Origin of the sequence: Terribacillus saccharophilus, assembly GCF_000725365.1 — a bacterium.
Lineage (GTDB): Bacteria > Bacillota > Bacilli > Bacillales > Amphibacillaceae > Terribacillus > Terribacillus saccharophilus.
Genome location: NZ_CP008876.1, coordinates 686,097 through 709,009 on the forward strand (window position 1 = coordinate 686,097; position 22,913 = coordinate 709,009).

Annotated in this window: 26 protein-coding genes and 1 tRNA gene; 14 read left to right on the forward strand and 13 right to left on the reverse strand. The window is 42.0% G+C overall.

The window, feature by feature from the left end; genetic code table 11:
- Positions 1-37: 37 nt before the first annotated feature.
- Together GZ22_RS03565 and GZ22_RS03570 are read right to left on the reverse strand one after the other, a co-directional pair.
- On the reverse strand, positions 38-883 hold the full coding sequence (locus GZ22_RS03565) for a glycosyltransferase family 8 protein (protein WP_038558738.1): 846 nt from the start codon (positions 881-883) through the stop codon (positions 38-40).
- Positions 884-974: 91 nt separating this feature from the next.
- The gene (locus GZ22_RS03570; RefSeq protein WP_038558741.1) at positions 975-1,556 is read right to left on the reverse strand and encodes a GNAT family N-acetyltransferase; all 582 of its coding nucleotides are present in this window, start codon (positions 1,554-1,556) and stop codon (positions 975-977) included.
- 126 nt (positions 1,557-1,682) lie between these two features.
- Here GZ22_RS03570 and GZ22_RS03575 point away from each other — a divergent pair, with 126 nt between their 5' ends.
- On the forward strand, positions 1,683-2,579 hold the full coding sequence (locus tag GZ22_RS03575; RefSeq protein WP_038558743.1) for a ComEC/Rec2 family competence protein: 897 nt from the start codon (positions 1,683-1,685) through the stop codon (positions 2,577-2,579).
- Between the two features lie 35 nt (positions 2,580-2,614).
- On the opposite strand, the gene GZ22_RS03580 is transcribed toward GZ22_RS03575, so the two are convergent.
- The 3 genes from GZ22_RS03580 to GZ22_RS03590 form a co-directional block, all read right to left on the reverse strand.
- Entirely contained in the window at positions 2,615-2,923 is a 309-nt protein-coding gene (locus GZ22_RS03580; protein WP_245609699.1) for a DUF3243 domain-containing protein, read from the reverse strand.
- Positions 2,924-3,023: 100 nt separating this feature from the next.
- The gene (locus GZ22_RS03585) at positions 3,024-3,416 is read right to left on the reverse strand and encodes a GNAT family N-acetyltransferase (protein ID WP_038558750.1); all 393 of its coding nucleotides are present in this window, start codon (positions 3,414-3,416) and stop codon (positions 3,024-3,026) included.
- Positions 3,413-3,592, reverse strand: coding sequence for a hypothetical protein (locus GZ22_RS03590; RefSeq protein ID WP_038558753.1), 180 nt, complete (start codon positions 3,590-3,592; stop codon positions 3,413-3,415). Before GZ22_RS03590 ends, GZ22_RS03585 begins: the two co-directional genes overlap by 4 nt.
- Positions 3,593-3,786: 194 nt before the next feature.
- On the opposite strand from GZ22_RS03590, the gene GZ22_RS03595 reads away from it, so the two are divergent.
- From GZ22_RS03595 to GZ22_RS03605, 3 genes are all read left to right on the forward strand, one after another.
- On the forward strand, positions 3,787-5,157 hold the full coding sequence (locus tag GZ22_RS03595; protein WP_051748445.1) for an alanine/glycine:cation symporter family protein: 1,371 nt from the start codon (positions 3,787-3,789) through the stop codon (positions 5,155-5,157).
- Positions 5,158-5,269: 112 nt separating this feature from the next.
- Positions 5,270-5,500, forward strand: a complete 231-nt coding sequence (locus GZ22_RS03600) for a DUF4190 domain-containing protein (protein ID WP_038558758.1) — start codon at positions 5,270-5,272, stop codon at positions 5,498-5,500.
- A 100-nt stretch (positions 5,501-5,600) separates the two neighbouring features.
- A complete protein-coding gene (locus GZ22_RS03605) occupies positions 5,601-6,185 on the forward strand; it encodes an NAD(P)H-dependent oxidoreductase (protein ID WP_038558761.1) in 585 nt (194 codons plus the stop codon).
- Here the strand turns inward: GZ22_RS03605 and GZ22_RS03610 are convergent.
- The gene (locus GZ22_RS03610; protein WP_038558764.1) at positions 6,178-6,438 is read right to left on the reverse strand and encodes a hypothetical protein; all 261 of its coding nucleotides are present in this window, start codon (positions 6,436-6,438) and stop codon (positions 6,178-6,180) included. The genes GZ22_RS03605 and GZ22_RS03610 overlap by 8 nt on opposite strands.
- A gap of 86 nt (positions 6,439-6,524) precedes the next feature.
- On the opposite strand from GZ22_RS03610, the gene GZ22_RS03615 reads away from it, so the two are divergent.
- From GZ22_RS03615 to nadD, 5 genes are all read left to right on the forward strand, one after another.
- Positions 6,525-6,761 carry a hypothetical protein gene (locus GZ22_RS03615; protein ID WP_038558767.1) on the forward strand — a complete coding sequence of 79 codons (237 nt, stop codon included), beginning with the start codon at positions 6,525-6,527 and terminating at the stop codon, positions 6,759-6,761.
- Between the two features lie 114 nt (positions 6,762-6,875).
- The gene (locus GZ22_RS03620) at positions 6,876-7,652 is read left to right on the forward strand and encodes an NUDIX domain-containing protein (protein ID WP_038558770.1); all 777 of its coding nucleotides are present in this window, start codon (positions 6,876-6,878) and stop codon (positions 7,650-7,652) included.
- 18 nt (positions 7,653-7,670) lie between these two features.
- Positions 7,671-8,234, forward strand: coding sequence for a cysteine hydrolase family protein (locus GZ22_RS03625; RefSeq protein ID WP_038558773.1), 564 nt, complete (start codon positions 7,671-7,673; stop codon positions 8,232-8,234).
- Positions 8,231-9,691, forward strand: a complete 1,461-nt coding sequence (locus tag GZ22_RS03630; RefSeq protein ID WP_038558776.1) for a nicotinate phosphoribosyltransferase — start codon at positions 8,231-8,233, stop codon at positions 9,689-9,691. Before GZ22_RS03625 ends, GZ22_RS03630 begins: the two co-directional genes overlap by 4 nt.
- A gap of 1 nt (position 9,692) precedes the next feature.
- Complete coding sequence (gene nadD / locus GZ22_RS03635; RefSeq protein ID WP_038558779.1) at positions 9,693-10,310, forward strand: nicotinate (nicotinamide) nucleotide adenylyltransferase; 618 nt, start codon at positions 9,693-9,695, stop codon at positions 10,308-10,310.
- Positions 10,311-10,633: 323 nt separating this feature from the next.
- Here the strand turns inward: nadD and GZ22_RS03640 are convergent, their stop codons facing one another.
- Positions 10,634-11,992 (reverse strand): arsenic transporter, encoded by a 1,359-nt coding sequence (locus GZ22_RS03640; RefSeq protein ID WP_038558781.1) that lies wholly within the window; start codon positions 11,990-11,992, stop codon positions 10,634-10,636.
- A 360-nt stretch (positions 11,993-12,352) separates the two neighbouring features.
- A tRNA-Ala gene (locus GZ22_RS03645) sits at positions 12,353-12,425 on the reverse strand.
- A 139-nt stretch (positions 12,426-12,564) separates the two neighbouring features.
- Here GZ22_RS03645 and GZ22_RS18150 point away from each other — a divergent pair.
- From GZ22_RS18150 to GZ22_RS18535, 4 genes are read left to right on the forward strand one after another with little or no spacing between them, the layout of a single operon-like run.
- Positions 12,565-13,452: an exonuclease domain-containing protein gene (locus GZ22_RS18150; RefSeq protein ID WP_084160641.1), complete on the forward strand. Its 888-nt coding sequence runs from the start codon at positions 12,565-12,567 to the stop codon at positions 13,450-13,452.
- 43 nt (positions 13,453-13,495) lie between these two features.
- Positions 13,496-13,945: a hypothetical protein gene (locus tag GZ22_RS03655; RefSeq protein WP_051748008.1), complete on the forward strand. Its 450-nt coding sequence runs from the start codon at positions 13,496-13,498 to the stop codon at positions 13,943-13,945.
- Positions 13,927-15,684: an ABC transporter ATP-binding protein gene (locus tag GZ22_RS03660; RefSeq protein WP_038558784.1), complete on the forward strand. Its 1,758-nt coding sequence runs from the start codon at positions 13,927-13,929 to the stop codon at positions 15,682-15,684. Before GZ22_RS03655 ends, GZ22_RS03660 begins: the two co-directional genes overlap by 19 nt.
- Positions 15,685-15,727: 43 nt before the next feature.
- Positions 15,728-15,877 carry a hypothetical protein gene (locus GZ22_RS18535; protein WP_164072018.1) on the forward strand — a complete coding sequence of 50 codons (150 nt, stop codon included), beginning with the start codon at positions 15,728-15,730 and terminating at the stop codon, positions 15,875-15,877.
- 38 nt (positions 15,878-15,915) lie between these two features.
- Here GZ22_RS18535 and GZ22_RS03665 read toward each other — a convergent pair whose 3' ends face one another.
- The 4 genes from GZ22_RS03665 to GZ22_RS18540 form a co-directional block, all read right to left on the reverse strand.
- Positions 15,916-16,773, reverse strand: a complete 858-nt coding sequence (locus tag GZ22_RS03665) for an AEC family transporter (protein ID WP_038558787.1) — start codon at positions 16,771-16,773, stop codon at positions 15,916-15,918.
- Between the two features lie 283 nt (positions 16,774-17,056).
- On the reverse strand, positions 17,057-18,988 hold the full coding sequence (gene ltaS, locus GZ22_RS03670) for a lipoteichoic acid synthase (protein ID WP_038558789.1): 1,932 nt from the start codon (positions 18,986-18,988) through the stop codon (positions 17,057-17,059).
- Positions 18,989-19,187: 199 nt separating this feature from the next.
- A complete protein-coding gene (locus GZ22_RS03675; protein WP_038558791.1) occupies positions 19,188-19,619 on the reverse strand; it encodes a YkvA family protein in 432 nt (143 codons plus the stop codon).
- Between the two features lie 71 nt (positions 19,620-19,690).
- Positions 19,691-19,864, reverse strand: coding sequence for a hypothetical protein (locus GZ22_RS18540; RefSeq protein WP_164072020.1), 174 nt, complete (start codon positions 19,862-19,864; stop codon positions 19,691-19,693).
- A 427-nt stretch (positions 19,865-20,291) separates the two neighbouring features.
- Between GZ22_RS18540 and GZ22_RS03680 the strand changes: the two genes are divergently transcribed.
- Positions 20,292-21,431, forward strand: coding sequence for an alcohol dehydrogenase catalytic domain-containing protein (locus tag GZ22_RS03680; RefSeq protein ID WP_038558793.1), 1,140 nt, complete (start codon positions 20,292-20,294; stop codon positions 21,429-21,431).
- A 31-nt stretch (positions 21,432-21,462) separates the two neighbouring features.
- Here the strand turns inward: GZ22_RS03680 and GZ22_RS03685 are convergent, their stop codons facing one another.
- Positions 21,463-22,614 carry an AI-2E family transporter gene (locus GZ22_RS03685; RefSeq protein ID WP_038558795.1) on the reverse strand — a complete coding sequence of 384 codons (1,152 nt, stop codon included), beginning with the start codon at positions 22,612-22,614 and terminating at the stop codon, positions 21,463-21,465.
- Between the last annotated feature and the right edge of the window lie 299 nt (positions 22,615-22,913).

Below are 22,913 nucleotides of genomic sequence, written 5' to 3' on the forward strand. Positions count from 1 at the left end.
AACCGGAGTTATCTTAACTCCGGTTTTACATACAGTTTTATACAGATAAGGAATTTTTAGTTTTAGTGGCGAATGCTGTCTTCGCTAAGTACTCATAATAGCCATCTGTGTAAGGGTGAATAGAACCTTCCTGCCATGGTTTCTCTTCTCCGCAGAAGTGTACAATTGATGGTGTTTCTCTTACTGTGCGAAGCACACGTTCTTCCTTGAGTGATTTAGCTTTATATTCTTTCAAGATAACGTGAGTTTGGGCATTCCATTTCGGATGAAGCATGAGCCAATCATTCCACAAGATGGCGTTAAGGGCATCTTGATCATGCCATGCCAGCTTATCTGGATTTTCGTTGATGAATGTCAGCACCTTATTCGTAATATCTTTTTCACGCCATGCCTTCATATCAATTAGAATCAGACCAGAGTTAAAATAACGATCCTCTTTCGTAATTCCCATTTTCTCCAGACGGCGATGTTCCCCGTAGTCACCTACGGCTGCAACGATATTGCCTTCCATATCGGCCTCGAAAAGTTTTTTGACATCATCTAGTACCAGCATATCGCAATCAACATACAGCGTCCGTTCAATAGCTGGATCCATCATTTCAGGTATGGATATACGGTAGTAAGCAGCTTTAGAAATATGTCGGCTGGCAATTGCGCCTCCGTAAGCATCCAAATTAACATCAAGGAAATCAAGCGGTGTATTGTAGGCAGCTGCAGTTTCCTTCAGCAGCTGTTTCTTCTCTTGGCTAATTCCTCCATCGATGATTGAAATGACAAAATCCTTAGGGTTTGAAGTGTTTTCAAGTAAAGAACTCAATGTCATACCCAAGTGCTGTGCGTAGTTGTCATCTGTCGATGATACAATATGCATTTTCTTCTTCATTGTTCTTCTCATCTCCTTACTGCATATATAGCCGGTTGGAGATGAGACTAAACACATGTAATGGAATTGTAATTAATTTGATAAGAAATGCTTACCCGTTTGTCTCATCATCATTTGTCTTGCTGTTTTCTTTTGCTTCCCATTCTTCCAAAAGCATGCCGTAGACATTGTGATTCACATAACCATAAACAAGTTTTTCTGCTTGGCGGATTGTTCCTTCGTGGGTGAAGTTGAGTTTTTCTGGAATTCTCCGACTTCTTACATTTCCGATTGCTGAACGTATTTCCACTCGATTCAATCGAAGTTCAAGGAAAGCATAATCCAAGGATTTACTGACTGCTTTTTGCATAAGGCCAAGACCGGTATACTCTTCTCCGAGCCAATAACCTAAGCTAGTAGAGCGGTTCGACCAATCAATCTTATGGAAGCCGATTACTCCAGCTAAAGCACCCTGATACCAGATGCCTGCTGTAAATCCGTTATTTGATGCGAACTGATCCAATGTATGCTGAATGAATTGTCTGCTGTGCTCGACGGTCGTGTTCTGATCTACCCAAGGCAGCCATTGCCGCAAGTGCTCACGGGAGCTGTCGATAAGCTGATACAGCTTGTCGCTGTCCTGTGGTTCCAAAAGCTTCATATAGGTGGCTGAGTCAATGCGATGTGTAAACATGATTCGTCGCTCCTTTCAATTGTTATTAGTATAGCATGTCCAATCGATTGTTAAAATTAGGAGACAAGTATTGGTGCATACGAACAGTAAGCGGACTGCATCCTATGAAAAAGGGGGCGGAATGCAATGAAGAAACACATGTTTTTAATATGTATTTGCCTGATTTTTTGCTTCCCGATGAATACAGCAGCGGAAAGCGGAAGCGGCATATGGGACTATATTTTTTCGCAGACCGACGAAGCAGGGAAGCTGCAGGTGCATTTTCTTGATGTCGGCCAAGGTGATAGTATGCTGATACAAACACCATCTCATTATAATATTCTCGTAGACGGAGGGGACGGAGAGTCAGGGGAGAAGGTGATATCGGAGCTTTCTGCCAGAGGAGTAAAGAAGTTGGATCTGTTAGTTGCCACGCATCCGGATATCGACCATATCGGCGGACTTCTTCCGGTACTCGAGAAATTCAAGGTGAAGCAAGTGCTGGATAGTGGAAAGCTATATACGACGAGGACGTATCAGCGCTATACAGAGATCCTAGCTGAAAAACAAATCCCGGTGACCATCGCCAAAGAAGGTTCCTATATAACCGTTGATCCGCTTCTATCACTTCAAGTATTAAATGCCAATCATCCTAAAGCAACGAACAATCAGGCCTCGATCGTTTTGAGGCTGACTTATCGTACAGTCGACTTCCTGCTTATGAGTGACGCTGAAGCACAGCAGGAGTATAAGATGAAACATAATTATGAAGTGGAATCTGAGGTCTATAAGGTAGCGCATCATGGTTCCCGGACAAGCAATACATTCGCTTTTCTGAAAAAAGTGAAGCCTGATTATGCAGTTGTTTCCTATGGCCGGGACAATCAATTAGGACATCCGACGAAAGAGGTTGTACGCAATCTGCAAAAAGCGGGAGCTGTGCTTTATGCAACAGCCAGGGGTGGCACAATCAGTATTGAAACGAATGGACTTTCCTGTCAGATTAGCAGCGAAAAGCCTAATCCAATATTCCGTAAAAAATAAAAAAGCGAATCCAATTTGGATCCGCTTTTTTCGTATTAGTTTGTTTGATCTGCAAGCTTCACGAGTGTATTCGCAAGCGGCCTCTTGTTCTCTTCATCAGCAGCCAGCCAGAGTTGTTTGAGCAAATACTCCTCACGGTTGCGAGGTTCCTCTTTATCCGCTAAATAATCAGCGACGCGCTGAGCAGCTTTTGTCAAAGCTTCCTCACTCAGGCCGAGGCGTTCACCTTGTTTTACTTTATTACCTAAATAATCTTGGAAGTTCTGGAAATTGTTCAGAATATCGTTTTTATCTTCTTGGGATAGATTTTCCACAGCATTCTGTGCGCGATCTTCATGTGCCATTTTCATTACCTCCTTGGTTAAGTTAGTAATGTATTCCCAATGTGCATATTGACAAACAACATATCGAAAAAATATATCATAAGTACTAGATTAAGGAGATTTACTCCGCATATGTCTTCCGGAAACCATAAAAAGGTCGGAATTTTTTCTGTTCGTAATACGTTTTTGATGTACTGGTTGCCAGCATCTCCATTCGTGTTGAAGGGAAGATATCATGTGCTGCTTGAAGCAGCCTGCCGCCGACACCTTGTCCGCGCAGTTTTCCATCGACGAGCAGTTCGGCAACTAGAAGGGTGATGACTTGGTCTGTGATGCAACGAATATAGCCGCATATTTCATCGTTATGCAACGCAACGAGAGCAGGAGCTGATCCTTTCATAGCTTGGTCAAAGCTAGCAGGATCTGATGCGAGCGTAGTCCAGCTTTCATCTTTCAGCAATTTCATAATTGACGATAAATCTTCTGTTTCATAGGGACGTATCATTATCATCATTCATCTTCCTTTTTTGTTCCCTTTGGCATAGTGCCGAAAATGATGCCTAACATACAGCCTGCAGCCAGTCCAACAGTAGGGCTCTGAAAAGCTATTCCAAAAAGAATGGCAGTGATGATGCCTACTGTAAACGCTAATGGATAACGGAAAGGTTTCTTATCTTTTTGTTTATTCATCTAATTTTCTTCCTTTTCAGCTTATATTTTTTACTAATTTCTATAGGTTTTCTGACAGTCTGGAAGGAATAAACATTGCATACCATGTCAGATTTTGTTACATTATTTAGCATGTGCATTTTAGTTAGCAAGGGGAGAAGAAAGTGTTTCTAGAAATTATACAAGATACAGGCGATTTCATTTGGACATATATCATGGCCGGCATCCTCGTGTTGGTAGGATTGTATTTCACCTTCCGAATGAAATTCACCACACTTACTATGATACCAGAAATGTTTAAACTTATCGGTGAAAAAACAGTGGACGGAAAAGGCGTAAGCTCATTCCAGGCTTTTTGTATCAGTGCAGCCGCGCGTGTTGGAACTGGTAATATGGCAGGTGTAGCCATCGCGATAGCTGTTGGAGGTCCAGGTGCTGTTTTCTGGATGTGGCTGATAGCATTTCTTGGAGCTGCTTCAGGATTTGTCGAGGCAACTCTAGCTCAGATTTATAAGACAAGAGACGGAGCTTCCTTCCGAGGCGGCCCAGCATATTATATGGAAAAAGCACTTGGGGCACGTTGGTTGGGTGTTACATTCGCAGTTATTATCGCATTGACGTTTGGATTGGCATTTAACACAGTTCAGGCAAATACGATTGTAAGTGCCTTCCACAACTCTTTCGGTGTAAGCAAAGAATTAATGGCTGTTCTTTTGACAATCGGCAGTGCAATCATCATCTTCGGTGGTACAAAGCTTATTGTAAAAGTATCAGAGGTTATCGTTCCAATCATGGCAGGAGGATATATCCTGCTTGCACTTGGAATCATCATTTTCAACATTACAGAAATTCCGCATGCGTTTGCTATTATTTTCCAAGATGCCTTTGGTATCAAGGAAATTTCTGGCGGTGCATTTGGTATTGCTATCATTCAAGGTATCAAACGTGGATTGTTCTCCAATGAGGCTGGTATGGGTAGTGCACCGCATGCGGCCGCGACAGCGAACGTATCTCACCCAGTTAAACAGGGTTTGATCCAAACGCTTGGCGTATATGTAGATACTTTTGGTGTGTGTACTTCAACTGCTTTCATCGTTCTATTGTCTGGGTTGTATACATCAGAAGGAACAGATGGTATTGTTTTGACGCAAAACGCGCTTGAATCCTTAGTTGGTTCATGGGCTGGTATTTTCATCGCATTGATGGTACTACTGTTTGCCTTTACGTCTATCGTAGGAAACTATTTCTATGGTGAATCGAATATCAACTTTATTAAGAAAAGTAAAACATGGTTGTTCATCTACCGTCTTGCGGTAGTAGCAGTAGTAGCAGTTGGTTCCTTGGCAGGTCTTGACCTTGTATGGGGTATTGCTGATATCTTCATGGCTATCATGGCGTTTATTAACTTAATAGCTATTGTTCTTTTAGGTAATATTGCCTTCCGTGCGTTGCGTGATTACCGCCAGCAAAAACGTGCTGGTAAAGATCCGCATTTCTCTGCTAACAGTATTCCTGGTATCCACAATGTCGATGAAGACATATGGCCAACAGAAGCAAGCAGAAATTCTAAAGTGTCCTCTAATTAAGAGGGCGCTTTTTTGTTTAGGGATAAAATAATTTAGAAAAGTTAAGAAACAGGACAGCGGTGATATGTAGCGATACAATAGAGACAGAACTTGGAAGAAGGAGTTTTGATCCATGCAGAAAACAGCACTAATATCGCTCGTATTCGGGGTCATCAGTTTGTTTCTTTCTTTATACGGAATCTTCTTTGGCATTATCGGATTCGTCCTTGCTTTACATACGATAAGGAAAGCAGAGAACCGGGAAAGGACAGGAAAAGGTATGGCAATCGGTGGTTTGGCGACAAGTGTCATTGGAGCCGGCTACCAGATAGTAGCTATACTTATTCTTGTCCTGACAGCCTGAATAGAAGCAAAAAGAATGCAGCACATCGCTGCATTCTTTTTTTGTAACTTTATTTAATTTCTTACCGTATAACAGTTATCTTACTTTCAGGAGGAAATTGATGAACGCATTGTTGATATATGCCCATCCGAATCATGCATCGCTTAACTACGCCTTTTTCGAGGCAGTGCAGGAAGGTATCAGACATAATCCTGCCATCACTGAAGTGGACGTAATTGATCTGTATGATGAGGACTTCAATCCAACTTTGGTTTTCCATGAAAAAAAGCGCCGCAGAGATATGCATAGTGATCCGGATTTTGAAATATATCGAGAGAAAATCAAGCGAGCGGATCTGCTTGTGTTCATTTACCCTATCTTCTGGGGAAGGCCGCCGGCCATGCTGCTTGGTTTTATCGACCAGAACTTTTCATCCAATTTTGCCTATCGGCACGAAGGTCTGCTGCCGGAGGGATTGCTAAAAGGCAAGCAAGCAATATGTGTTTCTACAATGAAAGGCCCAGGGTTTTACAGTCGATTCTATTTAGGAAATGCACATAAGATATTAATGAAACGGGCGTTGTTTCGATTTGTAGGGATCCGGAAAGTGAAAATCTTCGAGTTCGGCGGCATGGAGAAAAAGAACGGAAAACAGAAAAAATATTTGAGCCGAGTTGGAGCGTACTTTCGCAAGCTGGCTAGATAGGAAGCTGCTCCAATTCATAATATTTATTTCTTACATCCTGTATCTCATTAGCAGCTAGACTGCGGCTGATTTGTTCCAGCAAGGAAGCAAATGTGCTATCATCGATGCGCTCAGCCTGCTGAGCTATTCGGGCAGATCCTGTTGCCAAAACTCCTTCGGAAATGTTGCCGATTTGATAAATTCGGAAGTATTTCTGTATCTCGCGGATGGCAGTTTCTTTATATGTCACTTGCCATTCATCATAAGTTGGCATAATACATACAACCTTTCTATTCAACAAGGAGCTATGTCCTGTTATACTGTCTATGGTATCATGCGACTTGGAAGGGAAGAAAGCAAATGTTACGTAAAATAAACGCTCTGCTCGCAATAATAGTCATTGCTCTCGGCATCTATCGATATATTGACCAGGATTATGAAGTGAATCCACAGCTAATGCTGCCTCTTTTGTCCGTTATGTTTCTATTATTCTCAATTGAGTCTATTTTAAATAAGAAAAAGCTGTTGACGGGAGTATATTTAATCGTCTTCGTTATTGCAGCAAGTGCAACTGTCATGATCTTTACACAGACTTAAAAGTCTTCTCCTTATAGGAGAAGGCTTTTTTGTTTATCATTGACAGAGAGAAGGTATCTTGCATATAATACAATTAACAATTAACATAATGTTAATTAAAAGGAGATTAACATATTGAAGTCGAATAAAAAAGAGAAAGCTTATGATGTTAGTCGATATCGTACCCCTGATGGTTATACGTCGGATATAGCTGTATTCACGATCACCTCAGAAAAGACCAAAGCATATGCTCCGCCAAAAATGGACCTTAAATTGATGCTTATCAAGCGTGCCGAGCAGGATACTGAAGGAAATTCGAACATCGAAGCAGGGAAATGGGCATTGCCAGGAGGATTTGTAACACCGGAAGAAACAGCTATGGAGGCTGCCAGCCGGGAATTGGAAGAGGAGACGGGAATAGCAGGAATACATCTGAAGCATTTTGGTGTATATGATGAGCCTGGACGTGATCCGCGCGGGTGGATTATCTCAAATGCACATTATGCCATTGTTCCAGAACACAGATTATTTGAGAGAAAAGCGAATGATGATGCCGCAGAAGTGGAATTGTTCCCTGTACAAAATCTAGAGCAGCATCTTTTAGCATTCGACCATGCCAGTATCATCCGCCATGCTATTACTCATATAACACAAGATTTACTGCAAACTACAGTAGCAAAGCAATTCTTACCAGAGCTGTTCACTTACTCGGAACTGCAGGCAGTCTTGCTTACCATAACGGATGACAAAGCAATTCAAAATGAGCAAGCTTTTGCACGTAAGATCAAAACATTGCCTTTCATTGAAGCGGCTGAAGGGCAGAAGACACAGCGAACATCCAAGCTGCCAACACAGCTTTATCGGTTCATCGATGCAGAAGTGAAGCAATCGATTTATACAGCTCGTCATTAATCCAGAGGAGGATGAAAGATGAAAGCATTAATAAATATCGATTATACGAATGATTTTGTAGCAGAAGATGGGGCATTGACTTGCGGGGTGCCAGGACGGGAGATCGAGGAAAGACTTACAGCCATTACCTCTGAGTTTATTGAGAACGGTGACTATGTTGTTTTTGCGATCGATAAGCATGAGGAGAAGGATGCATACCATCCAGAAACTAAGCTGTATCCGCCGCACAATATAGATGGGACAGAAGGGCGTGCACTTTATGGCAAGCTGTCTGAGGCATATGAGTCTGCCAAGCGTGAATTGAATGTCTATTATATGGATAAAACAAGATACAGTGCTTTTGCAGGGACCGATTTGCTGCAGCGACTGAATGAGCGAGGTATCAAGGAGATTCATGCTGTTGGTGTAGCGACAGATATTTGTGTTTTCCATACGCTGGTCGATGCCTATAATTATGGCTTCAAAATCGTTGTTCACTCAGATGCTGTCGCTAGTTTCAATCAAGAAGGGCATGCATACGCCTTGCATCACTTTAAAAGCGCGTTAGGAGCAGAGATTACAGAAGGAGGAGCGGAAAAATGACACATTATCAGGATGATAGCACGGCATTGCACACGGACCTTTATCAAATCAATATGGCCCAGACGTATTGGAAGGATGGAAAGCACAATCGCAAAGCAGTATTTGAGCTGTTTTTCCGCAAACAGCCTTTCGGTAATGGATTTGCTGTTTTCGCTGGCTTAGAGCGAGTCATCGATTATTTGAAAGAGTTCCGTTTCTCGGATTCTGATCTGGACTATCTGGAGCAGGAACTAGGATATGAGAAGGAGTTCATCGCCTACTTACGAGACCTGCGCTTTACTGGAGATTTGTACAGCATGCAGGAAGGGGAGCTTGTTTTCGGTACCGAGCCGATCATTCGGGTGGAAGCACCGCTTGCTGAAGCGCAGCTGATCGAAACGGCTTTGCTTAATATCGTGAACTACCAGACGCTCATCGCTACGAAGGCAGCTCGTATCATGCATGTGTTAGATGAGGGAGATACCGCAATGGAATTCGGCTCCAGACGGGCACAGGAGATGGATGCGGCTATTTGGGGAACAAGAGCTGCATTTATCGGCGGTTTTCATGCCACGTCCAATGTACGGGCAGGCAAGAAGTTCGGCATACCAGTAGCTGGGACACATGCACATGCGCTTGTGCAAGCATATCGTGACGAGTATGAAGCATTTCGTAAATATGCAGAAACTCATGTGGATTGCACGTTTCTAGTGGATACGTACGATACGTTAAAGTCAGGCGTACCAAATGCGATCAAAGTGGCAAAAGAAATGGGCGACAAAATCCGGTTCAATGCTATTCGTCTGGACAGCGGAGACTTGGCCTACTTATCCAAGCGTGCGCGGGAGATGCTCGATGAAGCAGGATTTACAGAAACCAAAATCACTGCATCCAATGATTTGGATGAAGAAACGATTGGTGCTCTTAAAGCCCAAGGAGCAAAAATCACCAATTGGGGTATCGGCACAAAACTAATCACTGCATATGATCAGCCGGCATTAGGTGCTGTATATAAAATAGTTTCCATTGAGGATGATAATGGAGATATGGCCGATACAATCAAAATCAGCGCCAATCCTGAAAAAGTTTCTACCCCAGGACTTAAACGCGTTTATCGAATCATCAACACAGCAAGTCAGAAGTCAGAAGGAGATTACATTGCGCTAGCCCATGAGAACCCTGAGGAAGAAGAACGACTCAAAATGTTCCACCCAACCTATCCGTACATTAGTAAATTTGTGACGGATTTTGAAGCGAAGGAGCTTCAGCAGCCAGTTTTTCAAAAAGGCGAACTCATCTACAAGCTGCCATCCTTGGAGGAAACACGAAACTATGTCACATATAGCCTCACCTTCCTGTGGGATGAATATAAAAGAACACATAATCCAGAAGCATACCCTGTCGATTTAAGCACAGCCTGCTGGAATAATAAAATGGAATTGATTGAGCGCATCAAATCACAGCTGGAGGCGAAGTAGCATGGGGAAAATCGGAATCTATGGTTCTTCTTTCGATCCGGTCACAAATGTCCATTTATGGACAGCTAGCACTGTCGCCCACCGCTGTAAGCTGGATAAAGTCATTTTCCTGCCATGCTCCAGCAAGCGAAAGGACAAAAAGCTTCATACAACAGACGAACATCGCTGGCAGATGGTACAGATGGCTATAAAAGACAATGACTGCTATGTTGCCGATGATTATGAGATGCAGCAGGAAGCCTGGAATGTTTACACCGAACAGACGTTGACACATTTCAAGGAAGTTTATCCCGATGATGAGATATACTTCATTATGGGAGCTGATTTGTTGGAGGACATTGGAGCCGGAAAATGGGGCAACAGTGAAGCGCTTGTACGCGATAATCGATTTATAGTCATGGCCCGTAATGATATTGATATGCTGAAGGTAATCAGCCATTCGCCGCTGCTGCGCAATCACGACGACGGTCAAACCTTTCATCTGATTGATAAAGGACTGGCGATGGAGATCAGCTCCACTTATATCCGAGATGAGTTTGCAGTTGGCGGGGAGCCCCGTTATTTGCTGCCGGAAAGCTGTTATCAGTATATTAAGGAGCATCAGTTATACAACAAATAGGTGAAGAAGTGTCAAAAAAGCCCTCTTGCAGAAAGGGGGTTTTTTTGACACCTCTTATGAAAATGCCTATAGTTTGCTGGAACTGTTGTAAATTATGCTGTATTAAGAATGTAGGATTTTTCACCAAAGTAACAGGGAGCTCACTTGTTCAATGCTTTCTATTTAGGTGTTTTGCTTAGCTCAATATTATTTCCTATTGCATACAGTAAAAATGAACATAAGTATTTACCTATTAGTTTTAGATAAGGGATTCTTGATTTTTCATAATGCTGGAATCCCTTATCGCTTTACTTTCGAGAGTATATTTCATTAAATCACTGCCTTTAAATAAAAATTATTTTCACCCAGAAATAAAGCAGCAGTAAAGCAACTATTGTAGAAATTGGGATGACAATAACAGATACTTTGAAATAGTCCATCCATTTCAGTTTGATATCATGCTGTTTCAAAATATATAACCAAATCAAGGAAGCCAGTGTTCCAATTGGTAACAATAAAGCTCCAAAATCACTGCCGATAATACTAGCAAGATAAATCGTCTTCAATGTGACTGGATCAAGTCCCATCTCAGTTAAGGTGATGGTTCCGATCATCAAGGCTGGATGGTTATTAAAAAAGTTAGACAGGATGGATACTAGACCACCCATAGCAAAGCTGGCATACATAAGACCTTGATTAACAATTGGTTCACCAAACTTTACAAGCATATCTGTTAGTCCGATATTATTCAGTCCGTAAATGATGACATACATAGAAAAGGCGAAAACGAGAATATGCCATGGTGTTTTTTTGATAATGTCGATTGGATTTGTTCGTAAGTAATACCAGCGCCATGCCAACAACCAAAGAGAACCGATAACTGCTACAGCTGAGATAGGAATGGACAGATAAGAGGCGACAAACAATAGACAGCGAATCAAGAAAACAAACAATAATAACATCAGCATGAATCTTGTGCGTTTTTGCTTGGTATCGGTAAATATCTTTCTGCCGTGAATGGGTTTAAAGTGTTTCGTAAAGAAGGTTTCTTCTATATCTGTTGCTGATGCTGGTAAAGAAGTAGGTAACTTTTTCTTTACCACGATAAACATTAGCCAAGACATGAAAAGCAATCCTAATGTGGCAGGTACAAACATCATAGCTGTGTGCATGTAGAGCGACATATCGATTATTTCCAGGGCAATCAAGTTGACGATGTTACTAACACCAATTGGCGCACTAGAGGCCGTAGCGATAAGGGCACCGCTTAATAAATATGGGATCTGCTGCTGTGTTGGTAAACTGAGATTTTTGAGGAGTAAAATCAGAATTGGTGTGGTGATTAAGATACTGCCATCATTATTGAATAAGAGTGTCATCAAAAAGCACAATAGCTGAATGTACCAATACAACCGATATCCTGAACCTCGAGCTAAGCTTGCTAGCTTGGCGGCAGCCCAGTGGAAAAAGCCGAAACTTTCCAATATGACCGCCATGACGATCGTGGCCATGATCGTTATCGCAGCTCCCCCGATTTTATCTATAATATCAGCCACATCTGTTCCCGATACTGTTCCTGTGAATAAGATTACTGCGGCGCCCACTGCTGCTGGAACAGCTTCATTCAGCCCCCGAGGTCTCCAAAAGATGACCAGCATAGTAGCTAGGAATGTAAATACAGTAATCCCTATTTGTAATGTCATCTTACACCTACTCCTTTTTCCTTCCTTTTATTTTTAAGTCGGAAGCTTGATCCTCCCCTGGCTTGTTTTTTACATGTATATTCAAATTCGGAAAGAAGGACTAGATTTTTATACCTAAATTGTCGAAATGTATGTTTGTCTGCTAGAGTGAATTGTCTAGAGAGAAGTATGGAAGGCATCGTTTTATGTGCGTTTACAGGGTGTTTTGATTTATAGGGTAGCAAGGTGGAGAAGGGTGGATAAAAGAATAGTTTCTATTACTAGATAAAGTAGCTTGGAAGGGAGATAGAAGGTTGTGGGCAGTGGAATTTTATCCTTGAAAACAAGAAAAAACCCTTAAAATTAAGGGTTTTTAATAGATGGAGCATAGCGGGCTCGAACCGCTGACCTCTTCGCTGCCAGCGAAGCGCTCTCCCAGCTGAGCTAATGCCCCGTATGTAATGTATCGTCACAAAAGTATTATAGCGCTTCTTTCCTGTACTGGCAACATTTTTTCATAAGCACGATTATCGGACTCTACCGATTGCTATGATATAATCTACTTAACAAAAGTCGATTTGGAGGACGATGTAGTGCGGTTTGTGAGTATAGATTTCGAGACGGCGAATCGATATTGGTCAAGTGCTTGTTCGGTAGGTGTTGCAGTAGCAGATGAGACGGGTGTTATTGATGAATGGTACACCTTAATCAATCCATTGATGGAATTCGAAGAACAGAATATCCATGTGCATGGAATTCTTCCGAGGGACGTGGAGGATGCGCCGACGTTCAAGGAAATCTGGCCGGAGTTAAGTGGTTATTTGGCCGGCAATGTCGTAATTGCGCATAATGCAAGTTTTGATATGGGTGTCATTCGTAAAGCGGTGGCACGATACGGATTGGAAATGCCGGATTTTGATTATCTGTGTACGCGGATAATCGGCAAGAAAGTGTGGCCGGATATGGAAAACCATCGGCTGAATACATTAGCTGCCAGCAAGGAGATCACTTTCGAGCATCATAATGCCATGGAAGATGCACGAGTTGCAGCAAACATCTTCTTGCATGCGATGGCGGATACTGGGGTTCAGAGTATAGAGGAACTGACTAAAACGTTAAAGGTCCAAAGAAAAAGTATTCATGATAAAAGCTCCTCAGGAAGCAGATCACGATACGGTGATATCAAGCCGCAGACAAATCAATTTGATACAGCACATCCTTTTTATCGGAAACAAGTGATGTTCACAGGGACAATGAAGAGTTTGAAGCGGAAGGATGCTATCCAAAAACTGGTCAACGTAGGCGGCGTGCACACAGATAAAATGGACACGTCTACACGCTATCTCGTTGTCGGAGCTAGAGATTATGAGAAATTCGCTGCTGGCAAGAAAACAAGTAAGCTTGTCCAGGCGGAGCGTATGATAGAGAACGGACGGCCACTTCGTATCATTTCAGAAGAAAAATTCCTGTCATTAGTGTAAGGAGTTCTCGATATGAGAACTCCTTTTTTATGGAGGGACCACGATGTATGAATTAGAGGAAACCGATTTAACACAAGAGGCGTATAGACAGTTATTGGATAGATTATTTGATATTTGTGACACAGTCAGTTTCGCTGTGCTACCTAAAAAAATGATGGGACAAACACAAACGCTGCATAGTCTGCTGCAAGAGCTGGAGCCTTACTTGCGCGAAGTTGTTCATATGAATGGTACACGAACCAACTCTTTTGATTCTCATATATCTGTGCCGAATTATTATTACTGTACTTGTCCGGCACCTAAACAGGTTATTATGCGGGCTGCGGATAGTCTTTTCCGTTGGCAGCAGCCATCTCTTCCTGAAGATTTATCCTTTTTGAGGAAGGGAGAAGAATATTTCGTGACCAATGCTCATGAAGGTTATGCAATGCTTTTTGCAGAAGATAAACATTTACTAGAACTTGGGGGTACAAAATGGAGCAGAATCGACTAGAAACGAAAAAATTTGATTGGCGATTATTTCTAGCGTTGGTCAAAGGTACTAAGCCACCTAAGGCGATTGTCATTATTGCATTGGTGATGAGTTTGCTGACGACGGGAGTCGGATTCACAGTACCATTGTTTACAAAGAATTTAGTGGATGGTTTTTCTGGGCAATCCATTACTGGCGTGCAAATTGCTATTTTAGTTATTGCTTTTGTGTTGCAAGCAATAGCGAGTGGGTTGTCTATCTACTTGCTGGCGAAAATCGGTCATCATGTCGTGGCAAAGCTTCGGGAACGGCTATGGGAGAAGCTTTTGCATCTACCAACCAAGTTCCATCACGATAATGAGACGGGTGAAACGCTTAGCCGAGTGACGAATGACACGGCGGTTGTAAAAGAGCTTATTACGGATCATTTGACTAGTTTCGTTACTGGTATTATTTCCATTGTCGGAGCAATTATTATTTTGCTTGTTCTTGACTGGAAAATGACGATTGTTATGCTGCTTGCAGTTCCGATTGCAATCGGAATTATCATGATACTTGGACGTAAGATGTATCGTGTATCGAAAATTATGCAAGAGGAAACAGCAAAGTTCACTGCAGTCCTCAATCAGGTACTGCCGGAAATGAAACTCGTAAAAGCCTCTAATGCAGAGCATGTAGAGCTAGAACGCGGTAACAAAGGTATTCGCACTTTATTTACGTACGGACTGAAAGAAGCAAAAATACAAGCTTTACTATCGCCGCTTATGCTCTTCATCATGATGCTTTTGCTTGTAACTATTATCGGTTACGGTGGTGTCCGTGTTGCATCAGGAGCATTATCTGCAGGCGATATGGTAGCATTCATTCTGTATTTGTTCCAGATCATCATGCCGATGACGCAGCTGTCCATGTTCTTTACCCATCTTCAGAAGGCGATGGGAGCAACGGAGCGTATTTATGATGTACTTGGAGAAGATACAGAGGACGCCGATAAAGGAGTACCTATACATTCGGTAGATGGAGATTTGCATATCGAGCAAGTGAGTTTTACTTATCAAACAGAACAGGTCTTGCATGATCTTAGTTTTACAGCACCTGCTGGGAAAGTGACAGCCATTGCCGGTCCGAGTGGTGGCGGGAAATCAACTCTCTTCGGTTTGCTTGAGCGGTATTACGAGCCGACTAGCGGTACAATCAAGCTTGATAAAACGCCTATTCAGGATTTCAAATTGCATGACTGGCGGCGCCAGATTGGCTATGTGGCACAAGAAACGGCGTTATTATCAGGTACGATTCGTGAGAATATCTGTTATGGTTTGGAACGTGACGTATCTGATGAAGAGCTCGAACGTGTATCGGAAATGGCTTATGCCAAGCAGTTCATAGAAGAGTTGCCTGATAGCTATGAAACGAAGGTTGGAGAGCGGGGAGTGAAGTTATCAGGAGGACAACGGCAGCGAATTGCAATTGCGAGGGCGCTCTTGCGCGATCCGCAGATTTTAATGCTGGATGAGGCAACTTCAAGTCTTGATAGCAGCTCTGAGATTTACGTTCAGCAGGCGTTGCAGAATTTAATGCAGAATCGAACTACCTTCGTGATAGCTCACCGATTATCAACGATCGTAGATGCTGATCAAATCGTATTTATTGAAAAAGGCAGGATTACTGGCGTCGGAACGCACGAGGAGTTGTTCGAGCGTCATGATCTATATCGGGAATTCGCATCTCAGCAGCAGCTGCTTGCAGGTAAGATGGAATAATTAGAGTCCTTCTTCGCATACTAGGCGAAAAGGGGGTTCTATCATGCCAAAGAAAAAGCCAAATAATGATCATCAATTCAAAGAAAACAAGAACCATGGCGAAAAACGAAATGGCCGATTGAGCCAGTTCAAGAATAACGTCAATGGACCAGGTCAAGCGGAAAACGAATATATTTCTGCTAAGGAAGACTAAAAAAAGCTGCTGCCTCTATGTGAGGCAGCAGCTTTTTTTCAATTCATCCAATTAACAAGCACGAATAATATTGGTACGACAACAATAAGAGAAGATGTCGCAACAATCCAATTGGAGTTAGCTAGCTCCATGTCGAGATTGTACAGCCTTGGCGGTACAAGAGAAGCTACTGCGGGCGGCATTGCAGACATGATGAGAAGTACCTGTAATAATATACCGTCATACAAATTACCAAGTCCGATTAAATAAGCAATGCCGGTAATGACAAGCGGTACAGCCAGGAACTTGATCGGTATCAGCCAAATGCTCAGATTCCAGTATTTTTTCACTGATGCAATTCGCATGCTGAAGCCGATTGGAATTAGAAGCAGGATGGATGCTAGTGCAACAAGTGTCGAGTTGCTTGCGCCCAGCCATTCGAATCTATCTATTGGCGATAGGTTCAGCGCAGCACCAATGACAATAGAACAGAAGGTGATCATAATGAATGGATCTTTAATAATCCTCATCACACGTGATCCTGAACTATTCTCTTCAATTGTTCCGTATGATTTTGCGATTGGATAGATAATCGTATAGTACGTGAATTCCTCAAGCAAACGAAACATTGCAGCATATGCGACTGCTTGCTCGCCAATGAACAGCACACAGAAGAGTAATCCGAAGCTTCCAAGGTTAAGGAATGCGCCAGATACGAACATAGATCCAATCTGGTCTTTCGGCAGCTTCTGCCATTTGGAGAAGAGTAAGGCAAGTCCTGCACCTAGGAAAATTGTTGCGATACCGAAGATTGGTAAATAGATCAGTTTGACGTTAGTGAGGTCAGCTGACCAGAAGGCACTAATTAGAATAATTGGATTCAGGACGAGCAGGACGACTCGAATCAGCGCGTTCATGAAATAATTGAGCGAAAACCATTCGGGAAGCCGGTATTTCTCGGCGATTATCCGGATGACCCTGCCGATGATAAGTCCGATAAGAATAATGGATATGGCATAGATGAAGCTTCCGATAAGGCCGTTCCTCCTTTTAGCAGGTTACTATATGATGTATTCCCTGTTTTCTATTATATACAGCATTCTTAATTGTATCGATATTGCAGGGTATTGTCTAAAGAAATTAATAAAAATAGGCTTGTACAATAAAAAACACCTGCCATCATAGGCAGGTGTTCCATAGTTATTTTTCCTCTGATTCAGAACGATTATTATAATCATAATCTCTTGGGTTGACTGGCGTCCAGTCTTCCGGATCATAGAAGCGGAGCAGGTCACCATAAAGGATTTTATCGTTGAGGCTTAGCTTCTTAGCTAATTCCTCTTTTTCTTTTTTGATTTCTTCAATCTTGGCTTCATCTTCAACTATTTCACCAGTGGCAGTATCATAATACGTATCGCCTAGTACAGTGTAATCCTTGCTGATAAAGTCACCATTGCGCAAGCCCACTACACCGTTATGCTCCTCGGACAATAGATCTGTACCGAACTGGATATACTTAGATGAATCAATACCGAGCAAATGCTCAAGTGTCGGAAGAACATCAAGCTCGCCGCCGTACGTGTGGTTAACGCCGCCTTCAAGACCTGGAGCCTTGATCATAAGCGGTACACGCTGCATTTGAGCATTTTGATAATCTGTCATTTCTTTTCCTGTAATCTCTTCCATGGCACGGTTATGGTTTGTAGAGATACCATAGTGATCTCCGTAAAGCAGGATAACAGAGTTATCGTACATGCCTGATTCTTTAAGATCATTGAAGAACTGTTCCAATGCTTCATCCAGATAACGTGCTGTCTGGAAGTAGTTATCGACAGTGGAGTCTCCTGTTGTTGCTTTATCAATCGTAGCGTCTTCTGGATCAAGCGTGAACGGATAATGGTTCGTCAGCGTGATCATATGTGCATAGAATGGCTGATCAAGTGATTCAAGCAACGGCATGGATTCTTCGAAGAATGGTTTATCCTTCAAACCGTAGTTAACCGAGTTTTCCATGTTGTAATATGTGGAATCAAAGAAATGATCGACTCCGAATTGCTTGTAAATTTCATCGCGGTTCCAGAATGTCTTCTCGTCACCGTGGAACACAGCGCTTGTATAGCCTTGCTCTTGGTTCAGAATAGCTGGTGCTGCTTGATACGTGTTCGTACCTTTTACAGAGAAGGCAGATCCTTGCGGCAAACCGTATAGAGAGTTATCCATTAACAGCTCTGCATCTGCGGTTTTACCTTGCTCTGTTTGGTGGAAGAAGTTATCAAAGTAAGTTATTTGCTTATCATTCACAAGTGAATTCAAGAACGGTGTAACTTCTTCGCCATCCAGCTTGTAATTGATCAGGAAGCTTTGGAAGCTTTCCAAATGGATTTTGATGACGTTCATGCCTTCTGCATTACCGAAATATTTTTCATTCGGTTCAGCATAGTTTTCCTTCGTAAATTCTGTTACTTCGGATAAATCACTTGGACTTGCCATAACTCGCTGAGTGGAAGTCTTCGCATTTTGAACTGCATCATAAATTGTATAGTTGTATGGTCCAAGATACTTCACCAAGTACGTGCGGTCGAAAGTACGCTGCAGCAGCTGCGGGCGATCGACTTCAGCCAGTCCAAGGTTGACTGCGAATAGAGCCACACCGGAGATGATGACCATAGCTGTCTTTCTGAAAGCGAGGCGTTCGATACTCCAGTTCTTTCTTGTGAAAACATATAGAGCGATCAGCAGGATGATATCTAGGAAGTAGATGAAATCATAGCCTTGCATCAATCCGAAGATACTGCCGCCCATACCGGAACTTAAATTATCTGTCTGCTTTAATGTTGGCAGGGTGATGAAATCATTAAAGAATCGGTAGTACAGAACATTGGCGTAAAGCAGGAAGCTCATGATGAAATCAATGACTAAAAGCCAGATTCCCATCCGTTTGCCTTTTGCCAGGAATGCAAGCCCTAAAAATACAATGCTCGCACTTAATGGGTTGATAACCAGCAGGAATTCCTGCATGGCATTTGTTATATCCAGGTTGAATTCCTGTTTATAAGAAAAATACGTCTTGGCCCATAAGAAGATCACGGCCAGCGCAAAAAATCCTTTTTTTGAAGCCAGGAGCTTCTTCATTATCTTTCACCTCTTCATTTTCTTATCAGGCGTCATATTGAGTTGAACAACGACATAGATTCTATCAATTTATAATCTAAAAAACAACTAAGACCCAAAATGAAATTTGGGCTCATAATCTATAAATATAACAGATTCCTATGAAAAAGCAAAATGGGAAATTTAACCCGAAAAAAAAGAGTGCAATTTGCACTCTTTTTTACAATGCACCCGCTGCACCAGTTGTCTGGGGTTCAATCGGCTGCTGATGTTTCCATTGCTTATATGCTGCTACATCCTGCTGTATCTGCTTAAAGGTGAAAGCGATGAGCGCAACGTCATCAAGCAATCCTCCAGGAATAAAGTCCGGTACAAAATCAATTGGACTAAGGAAATAGAGGAAGGTTGCTGCAATCATTAGCAGCGATTTCGTAGGCAGGTGGGTGTACGCACCTTTGCGCCAGTCACGGAGCATGTCCACCATCAACTGCAAATCGGACCAGATTTCCGCTAGTTTACCTTTATTATCCGTTGCTTTTGTTGATACATTAGCAAGGAGCTCCTTCGATTTTTCCTTATCCTGCAGCAATGCTTTTGCCTTTGGTGTATAAGCATGCCGTTTCGCTAGGAGCTGTGATAGGTTCCATTTCATAAGGTGTGCCTCCTTGTTTACTTCTAGTTTCTATTATGAGGAACAATTCCTTGTCATGCAAGGAAGGGGCTTTAGTCAATCTTTTTTACAAGCACCCGGTATCGTTCCGGCAGCGTATCTTTTGCCTTCACGTGCTGCATGAAGGCTTCTGCTTCTTCATATGTGTCAAAAGTGTATACTTCTCCGTCCTTTCCGACGAATTCAAGCTTCACTTGGTTTGAGTCGATTGCAATGACTTTAAACATAGTGCTCTCCTTTCGAATGCTGACAGCACCATTTGGCGGCTGGCAGAAAGAGCTGAGGTAAAACAGGTTTTCCAGCTCAGATGACTCAAAATGATGTAAAGTTTTCTCGGAAAAATGAAATTAAAAAATAGTTCACCTAACTATTATAAAGAAAGTAAGCAGAGAGAGGAAGCGGGAACTCATAAACGGGGAAAAGCAGGCAACGGGGGCTGCCTGCTTTTCTGCTGTTGTTAGAAATAAGTGTGGTGAGACGAACGAAATATGTGGGAGGTAATGTTGTTAGAAAACATATTTTATCGTCCTCAGTTATATAGACGTAAGCCACTGCGGAATGGTTTCAATTTTTTTGAAGAAAGCTTCGAGAGGTTTAGGTTCAACGGGCAAAAGGTATAGTCTATCAACTAATTAAATAAAGGAGATTGGTACCATGCAAGCAGTCACGTTCCAAGGTAAGGAAAACATCGAAGTCAAGTCAGTAGAAGCTCCCTCGATTGAGAAATCGACCGATATGATCGTGCGTATTACAGCAACTGGTATATGTGGTTCTGATCTGCATTTGTATCATGGAGGTATTACACCGGAGAAAGATTATATTATTGGTCACGAACCGATGGGTATTGTAGAAGAAGTAGGACCTGATGTGAAAAACCTGAAAAAAGGGGATCGTGTTGTTATCCCATTCAATATTGGCTGCGGCGAATGCTATTATTGTAACCATCAAATGGAAAGTCAATGTGATAATTCGAATGGCAATCCACATACCGATGCAGGTGGATTATTCGGGTTTGCAGATCAGTTTGGTGACTATCCCGGAGGGCAAGCGGAGTATCTGCGCGTACCATTTGCTGATTTCACCTCCTTCAAAGTACCTGAATCAAGTGAATTGAAGGATGAAAGTGTAGTATTCCTTTCCGATGTTATTCCAACAGCTTATTGGAGTGTAGAAAACAGCGGAGTCAAAAAAGGAGATACTGTCATCATCTTGGGTGCAGGTCCAATCGGCCAGATGGCGCAGAAGTTTGCTTGGCTGAAAGGTGCAGAGCGCGTTATTGCAGTAGATAATGTACCGCATCGATTGGCACATGCAAAACGGATGAATAATGTAGAAACCTATGACTTTACCAATAATCCTGAAATTGGTTCTTTACTTCATAGTGATACGAATGGTGGAGCCGATGTTGTGATTGATTGTGTCGGTATGGATGGTGCAGTGCCGGAGGGTGTAACATTCGGTTCTGAACATGACAATCAATTCGGAACAATTCAGCCAATTATTACAGCTAGTGAAGCAGTCGCTAAATTCGGAACTGTTCAGCTGACTGGCGTATATGGAACAGAAGCAAATGGATTCCCAATTGGTGATTTCTTCACGAGGAACGTGACTCTTACAATGGGACAGGCTCCGGTTATTCATCTGATGCCGAAGCTATATCAGATGGTAGAGGAAGGGGTATTCGACCCTACAGATATCATCACACACACAATGAAAATTAGTGAAGCAAAAGAAGCTTACAAAATATTCGACGAGAAATCGGATAATAACATCAAAGTACTATTGAAGCCATAAAAAAAAGGAGCTGCGAGATGCAGCTCCTGTTTTAATTTGACTTGGTTGTTTCTTCATATAGATGTGATCTCTTTTTGAACCAATGGAAGGTATGGGTGACAATGACCTTCAGAATTGCATATCCCGGAACGGCTAGGATAACGCCCACTACGCCGAATAGATTTCCGGCAGTCAGGATAACGAATATGATCGTAATTGGGTGTACGCGAATGTTTCGACCCATTATTTGCGGAGTAATCAGCTTTCCTTCTACTAACTGAACAACAGTCCAGACAATAATCAGCTTCAGGAGCATGAACGGCGATGTAACAATCGCAATGATGATCGCAGGTGTAATGGCTATTGCAGGTCCAAGATAAGGAACAACACTAGTGAACGCCGCAATGACTGCAAGTACTGGTGCGTAATCAAGACCAATGATCAAATAACCAATATACAGCAGGATACCAATAACAAAGCTGACGATTATCTGACCGCGTATGTAGGAACTGATCTGATGGTTCATCTCGGACATTACTTCGTAAGATTGGCTTCGGAAGCGTACTGGAAGCAATTTTAAGATATATACTGGAAGTTTCTTGCCATCCTTCAGTAAATAGAAGAGAATGAAAGGCACTGTCACAATAGCTATGATCACTTCTGTTACTGCGCCGACAAAGCTCGTTAAGTTAGAGAATAAGTTATTCAGCATACTAGTTCCGCGAGTCTGCAATTCATTCAGGATTTGGTTGAAATCAAAATTGCCTGATTGCTGAATCTGGTTGACAATGTTGCTGCCTGTTATGGATTGAACCATATCAACACCTTGCTCAAAGTAATCGGTACTATTATCGATCAGGCTCAATGTCTGTTCCTTTAAAACAGGAATAACTGAGCTAATAAGAATTGTCAGTAATCCAATTATAACAAGGTAGAGGACGATGATGGAATAAACGCGTTTTACACGCTTTTTCTCTAGGTAATTGACGATAGGCACTGTCAAATAATAGACAATACCAGTTAAAATGATGGGTAATATGATTGTTTTCACGATAACGACAATCGGTGTGAAAATAAATGATACTCGTGAATAAACAAGTACATTCAGCCCGATGATGAAAAGAATCAGCATCGCGATGACAAATTTATTATTCAGGAAAAACTTGCTGAATTTTCCCTGCTTGTTGCGTTGTAGATCTGGCATGGCAATCCTCTCCTCTTTGGCCCGCTGTTACATAATTCTATCGTTCTATCATTATAGCCTAATATAATGGCATATAACCGTTATGTTTATTTTAATCTTATGTACAGAATTAATCTACTTAAGTACTCGATGTAAGGCAAAATTAAGAGATATTAATTTTATTGGAAAAGTTATTAACAATATTATCAACAGTGACATCACTGAAAAATAAACTAGAAATAGACTTATGCACATTATCCACAACCTCGGGTTAGATAATTGTGCACAAGTCAGTTGGTATTGACATATTGTCAGTATAC

Coding starts and splice junctions, on each gene's coding strand:
- GZ22_RS03660 (WP_038558784.1), top strand. CDS start 13,927: ATGGAGCAGAATCGACTAGAAACGAAAAAATTTGATTGGCGATTATTT.
- GZ22_RS03575 (WP_038558743.1), top strand. CDS start 1,683: ATGAAGAAACACATGTTTTTAATATGTATTTGCCTGATTTTTTGCTTC.
- GZ22_RS03595 (WP_051748445.1), top strand. CDS start 3,787: ATGGCCGGCATCCTCGTGTTGGTAGGATTGTATTTCACCTTCCGAATG.
- GZ22_RS03685 (WP_038558795.1), bottom strand. CDS start 22,614: ATGCCAGATCTACAACGCAACAAGCAGGGAAAATTCAGCAAGTTTTTC.
- GZ22_RS03675 (WP_038558791.1), bottom strand. CDS start 19,619: ATGAAATGGAACCTATCACAGCTCCTAGCGAAACGGCATGCTTATACA.
- GZ22_RS03580 (WP_245609699.1), bottom strand. CDS start 2,923: ATGGCACATGAAGATCGCGCACAGAATGCTGTGGAAAATCTATCCCAA.
- GZ22_RS03585 (WP_038558750.1), bottom strand. CDS start 3,416: ATGATGATAATGATACGTCCCTATGAAACAGAAGATTTATCGTCAATT.
- ltaS (WP_038558789.1), bottom strand. CDS start 18,988: ATGAAGAAGCTCCTGGCTTCAAAAAAAGGATTTTTTGCGCTGGCCGTG.
- GZ22_RS03665 (WP_038558787.1), bottom strand. CDS start 16,773: ATGAACGCGCTGATTCGAGTCGTCCTGCTCGTCCTGAATCCAATTATT.
- GZ22_RS03590 (WP_038558753.1), bottom strand. CDS start 3,592: ATGAATAAACAAAAAGATAAGAAACCTTTCCGTTATCCATTAGCGTTT.
- GZ22_RS03615 (WP_038558767.1), top strand. CDS start 6,525: ATGTTACGTAAAATAAACGCTCTGCTCGCAATAATAGTCATTGCTCTC.
- GZ22_RS03600 (WP_038558758.1), top strand. CDS start 5,270: ATGCAGAAAACAGCACTAATATCGCTCGTATTCGGGGTCATCAGTTTG.
- GZ22_RS03655 (WP_051748008.1), top strand. CDS start 13,496: ATGTATGAATTAGAGGAAACCGATTTAACACAAGAGGCGTATAGACAG.
- nadD (WP_038558779.1), top strand. CDS start 9,693: ATGGGGAAAATCGGAATCTATGGTTCTTCTTTCGATCCGGTCACAAAT.
- GZ22_RS03680 (WP_038558793.1), top strand. CDS start 20,292: ATGCAAGCAGTCACGTTCCAAGGTAAGGAAAACATCGAAGTCAAGTCA.
- GZ22_RS03570 (WP_038558741.1), bottom strand. CDS start 1,556: ATGTTTACACATCGCATTGACTCAGCCACCTATATGAAGCTTTTGGAA.
- GZ22_RS03565 (WP_038558738.1), bottom strand. CDS start 883: ATGAAGAAGAAAATGCATATTGTATCATCGACAGATGACAACTACGCA.
- GZ22_RS03625 (WP_038558773.1), top strand. CDS start 7,671: ATGAAAGCATTAATAAATATCGATTATACGAATGATTTTGTAGCAGAA.
- GZ22_RS03610 (WP_038558764.1), bottom strand. CDS start 6,438: ATGCCAACTTATGATGAATGGCAAGTGACATATAAAGAAACTGCCATC.
- GZ22_RS18535 (WP_164072018.1), top strand. CDS start 15,728: ATGCCAAAGAAAAAGCCAAATAATGATCATCAATTCAAAGAAAACAAG.
- GZ22_RS18540 (WP_164072020.1), bottom strand. CDS start 19,864: ATGTTTAAAGTCATTGCAATCGACTCAAACCAAGTGAAGCTTGAATTC.
- GZ22_RS03630 (WP_038558776.1), top strand. CDS start 8,231: ATGACACATTATCAGGATGATAGCACGGCATTGCACACGGACCTTTAT.
- GZ22_RS03640 (WP_038558781.1), bottom strand. CDS start 11,992: ATGACATTACAAATAGGGATTACTGTATTTACATTCCTAGCTACTATG.
- GZ22_RS03605 (WP_038558761.1), top strand. CDS start 5,601: ATGAACGCATTGTTGATATATGCCCATCCGAATCATGCATCGCTTAAC.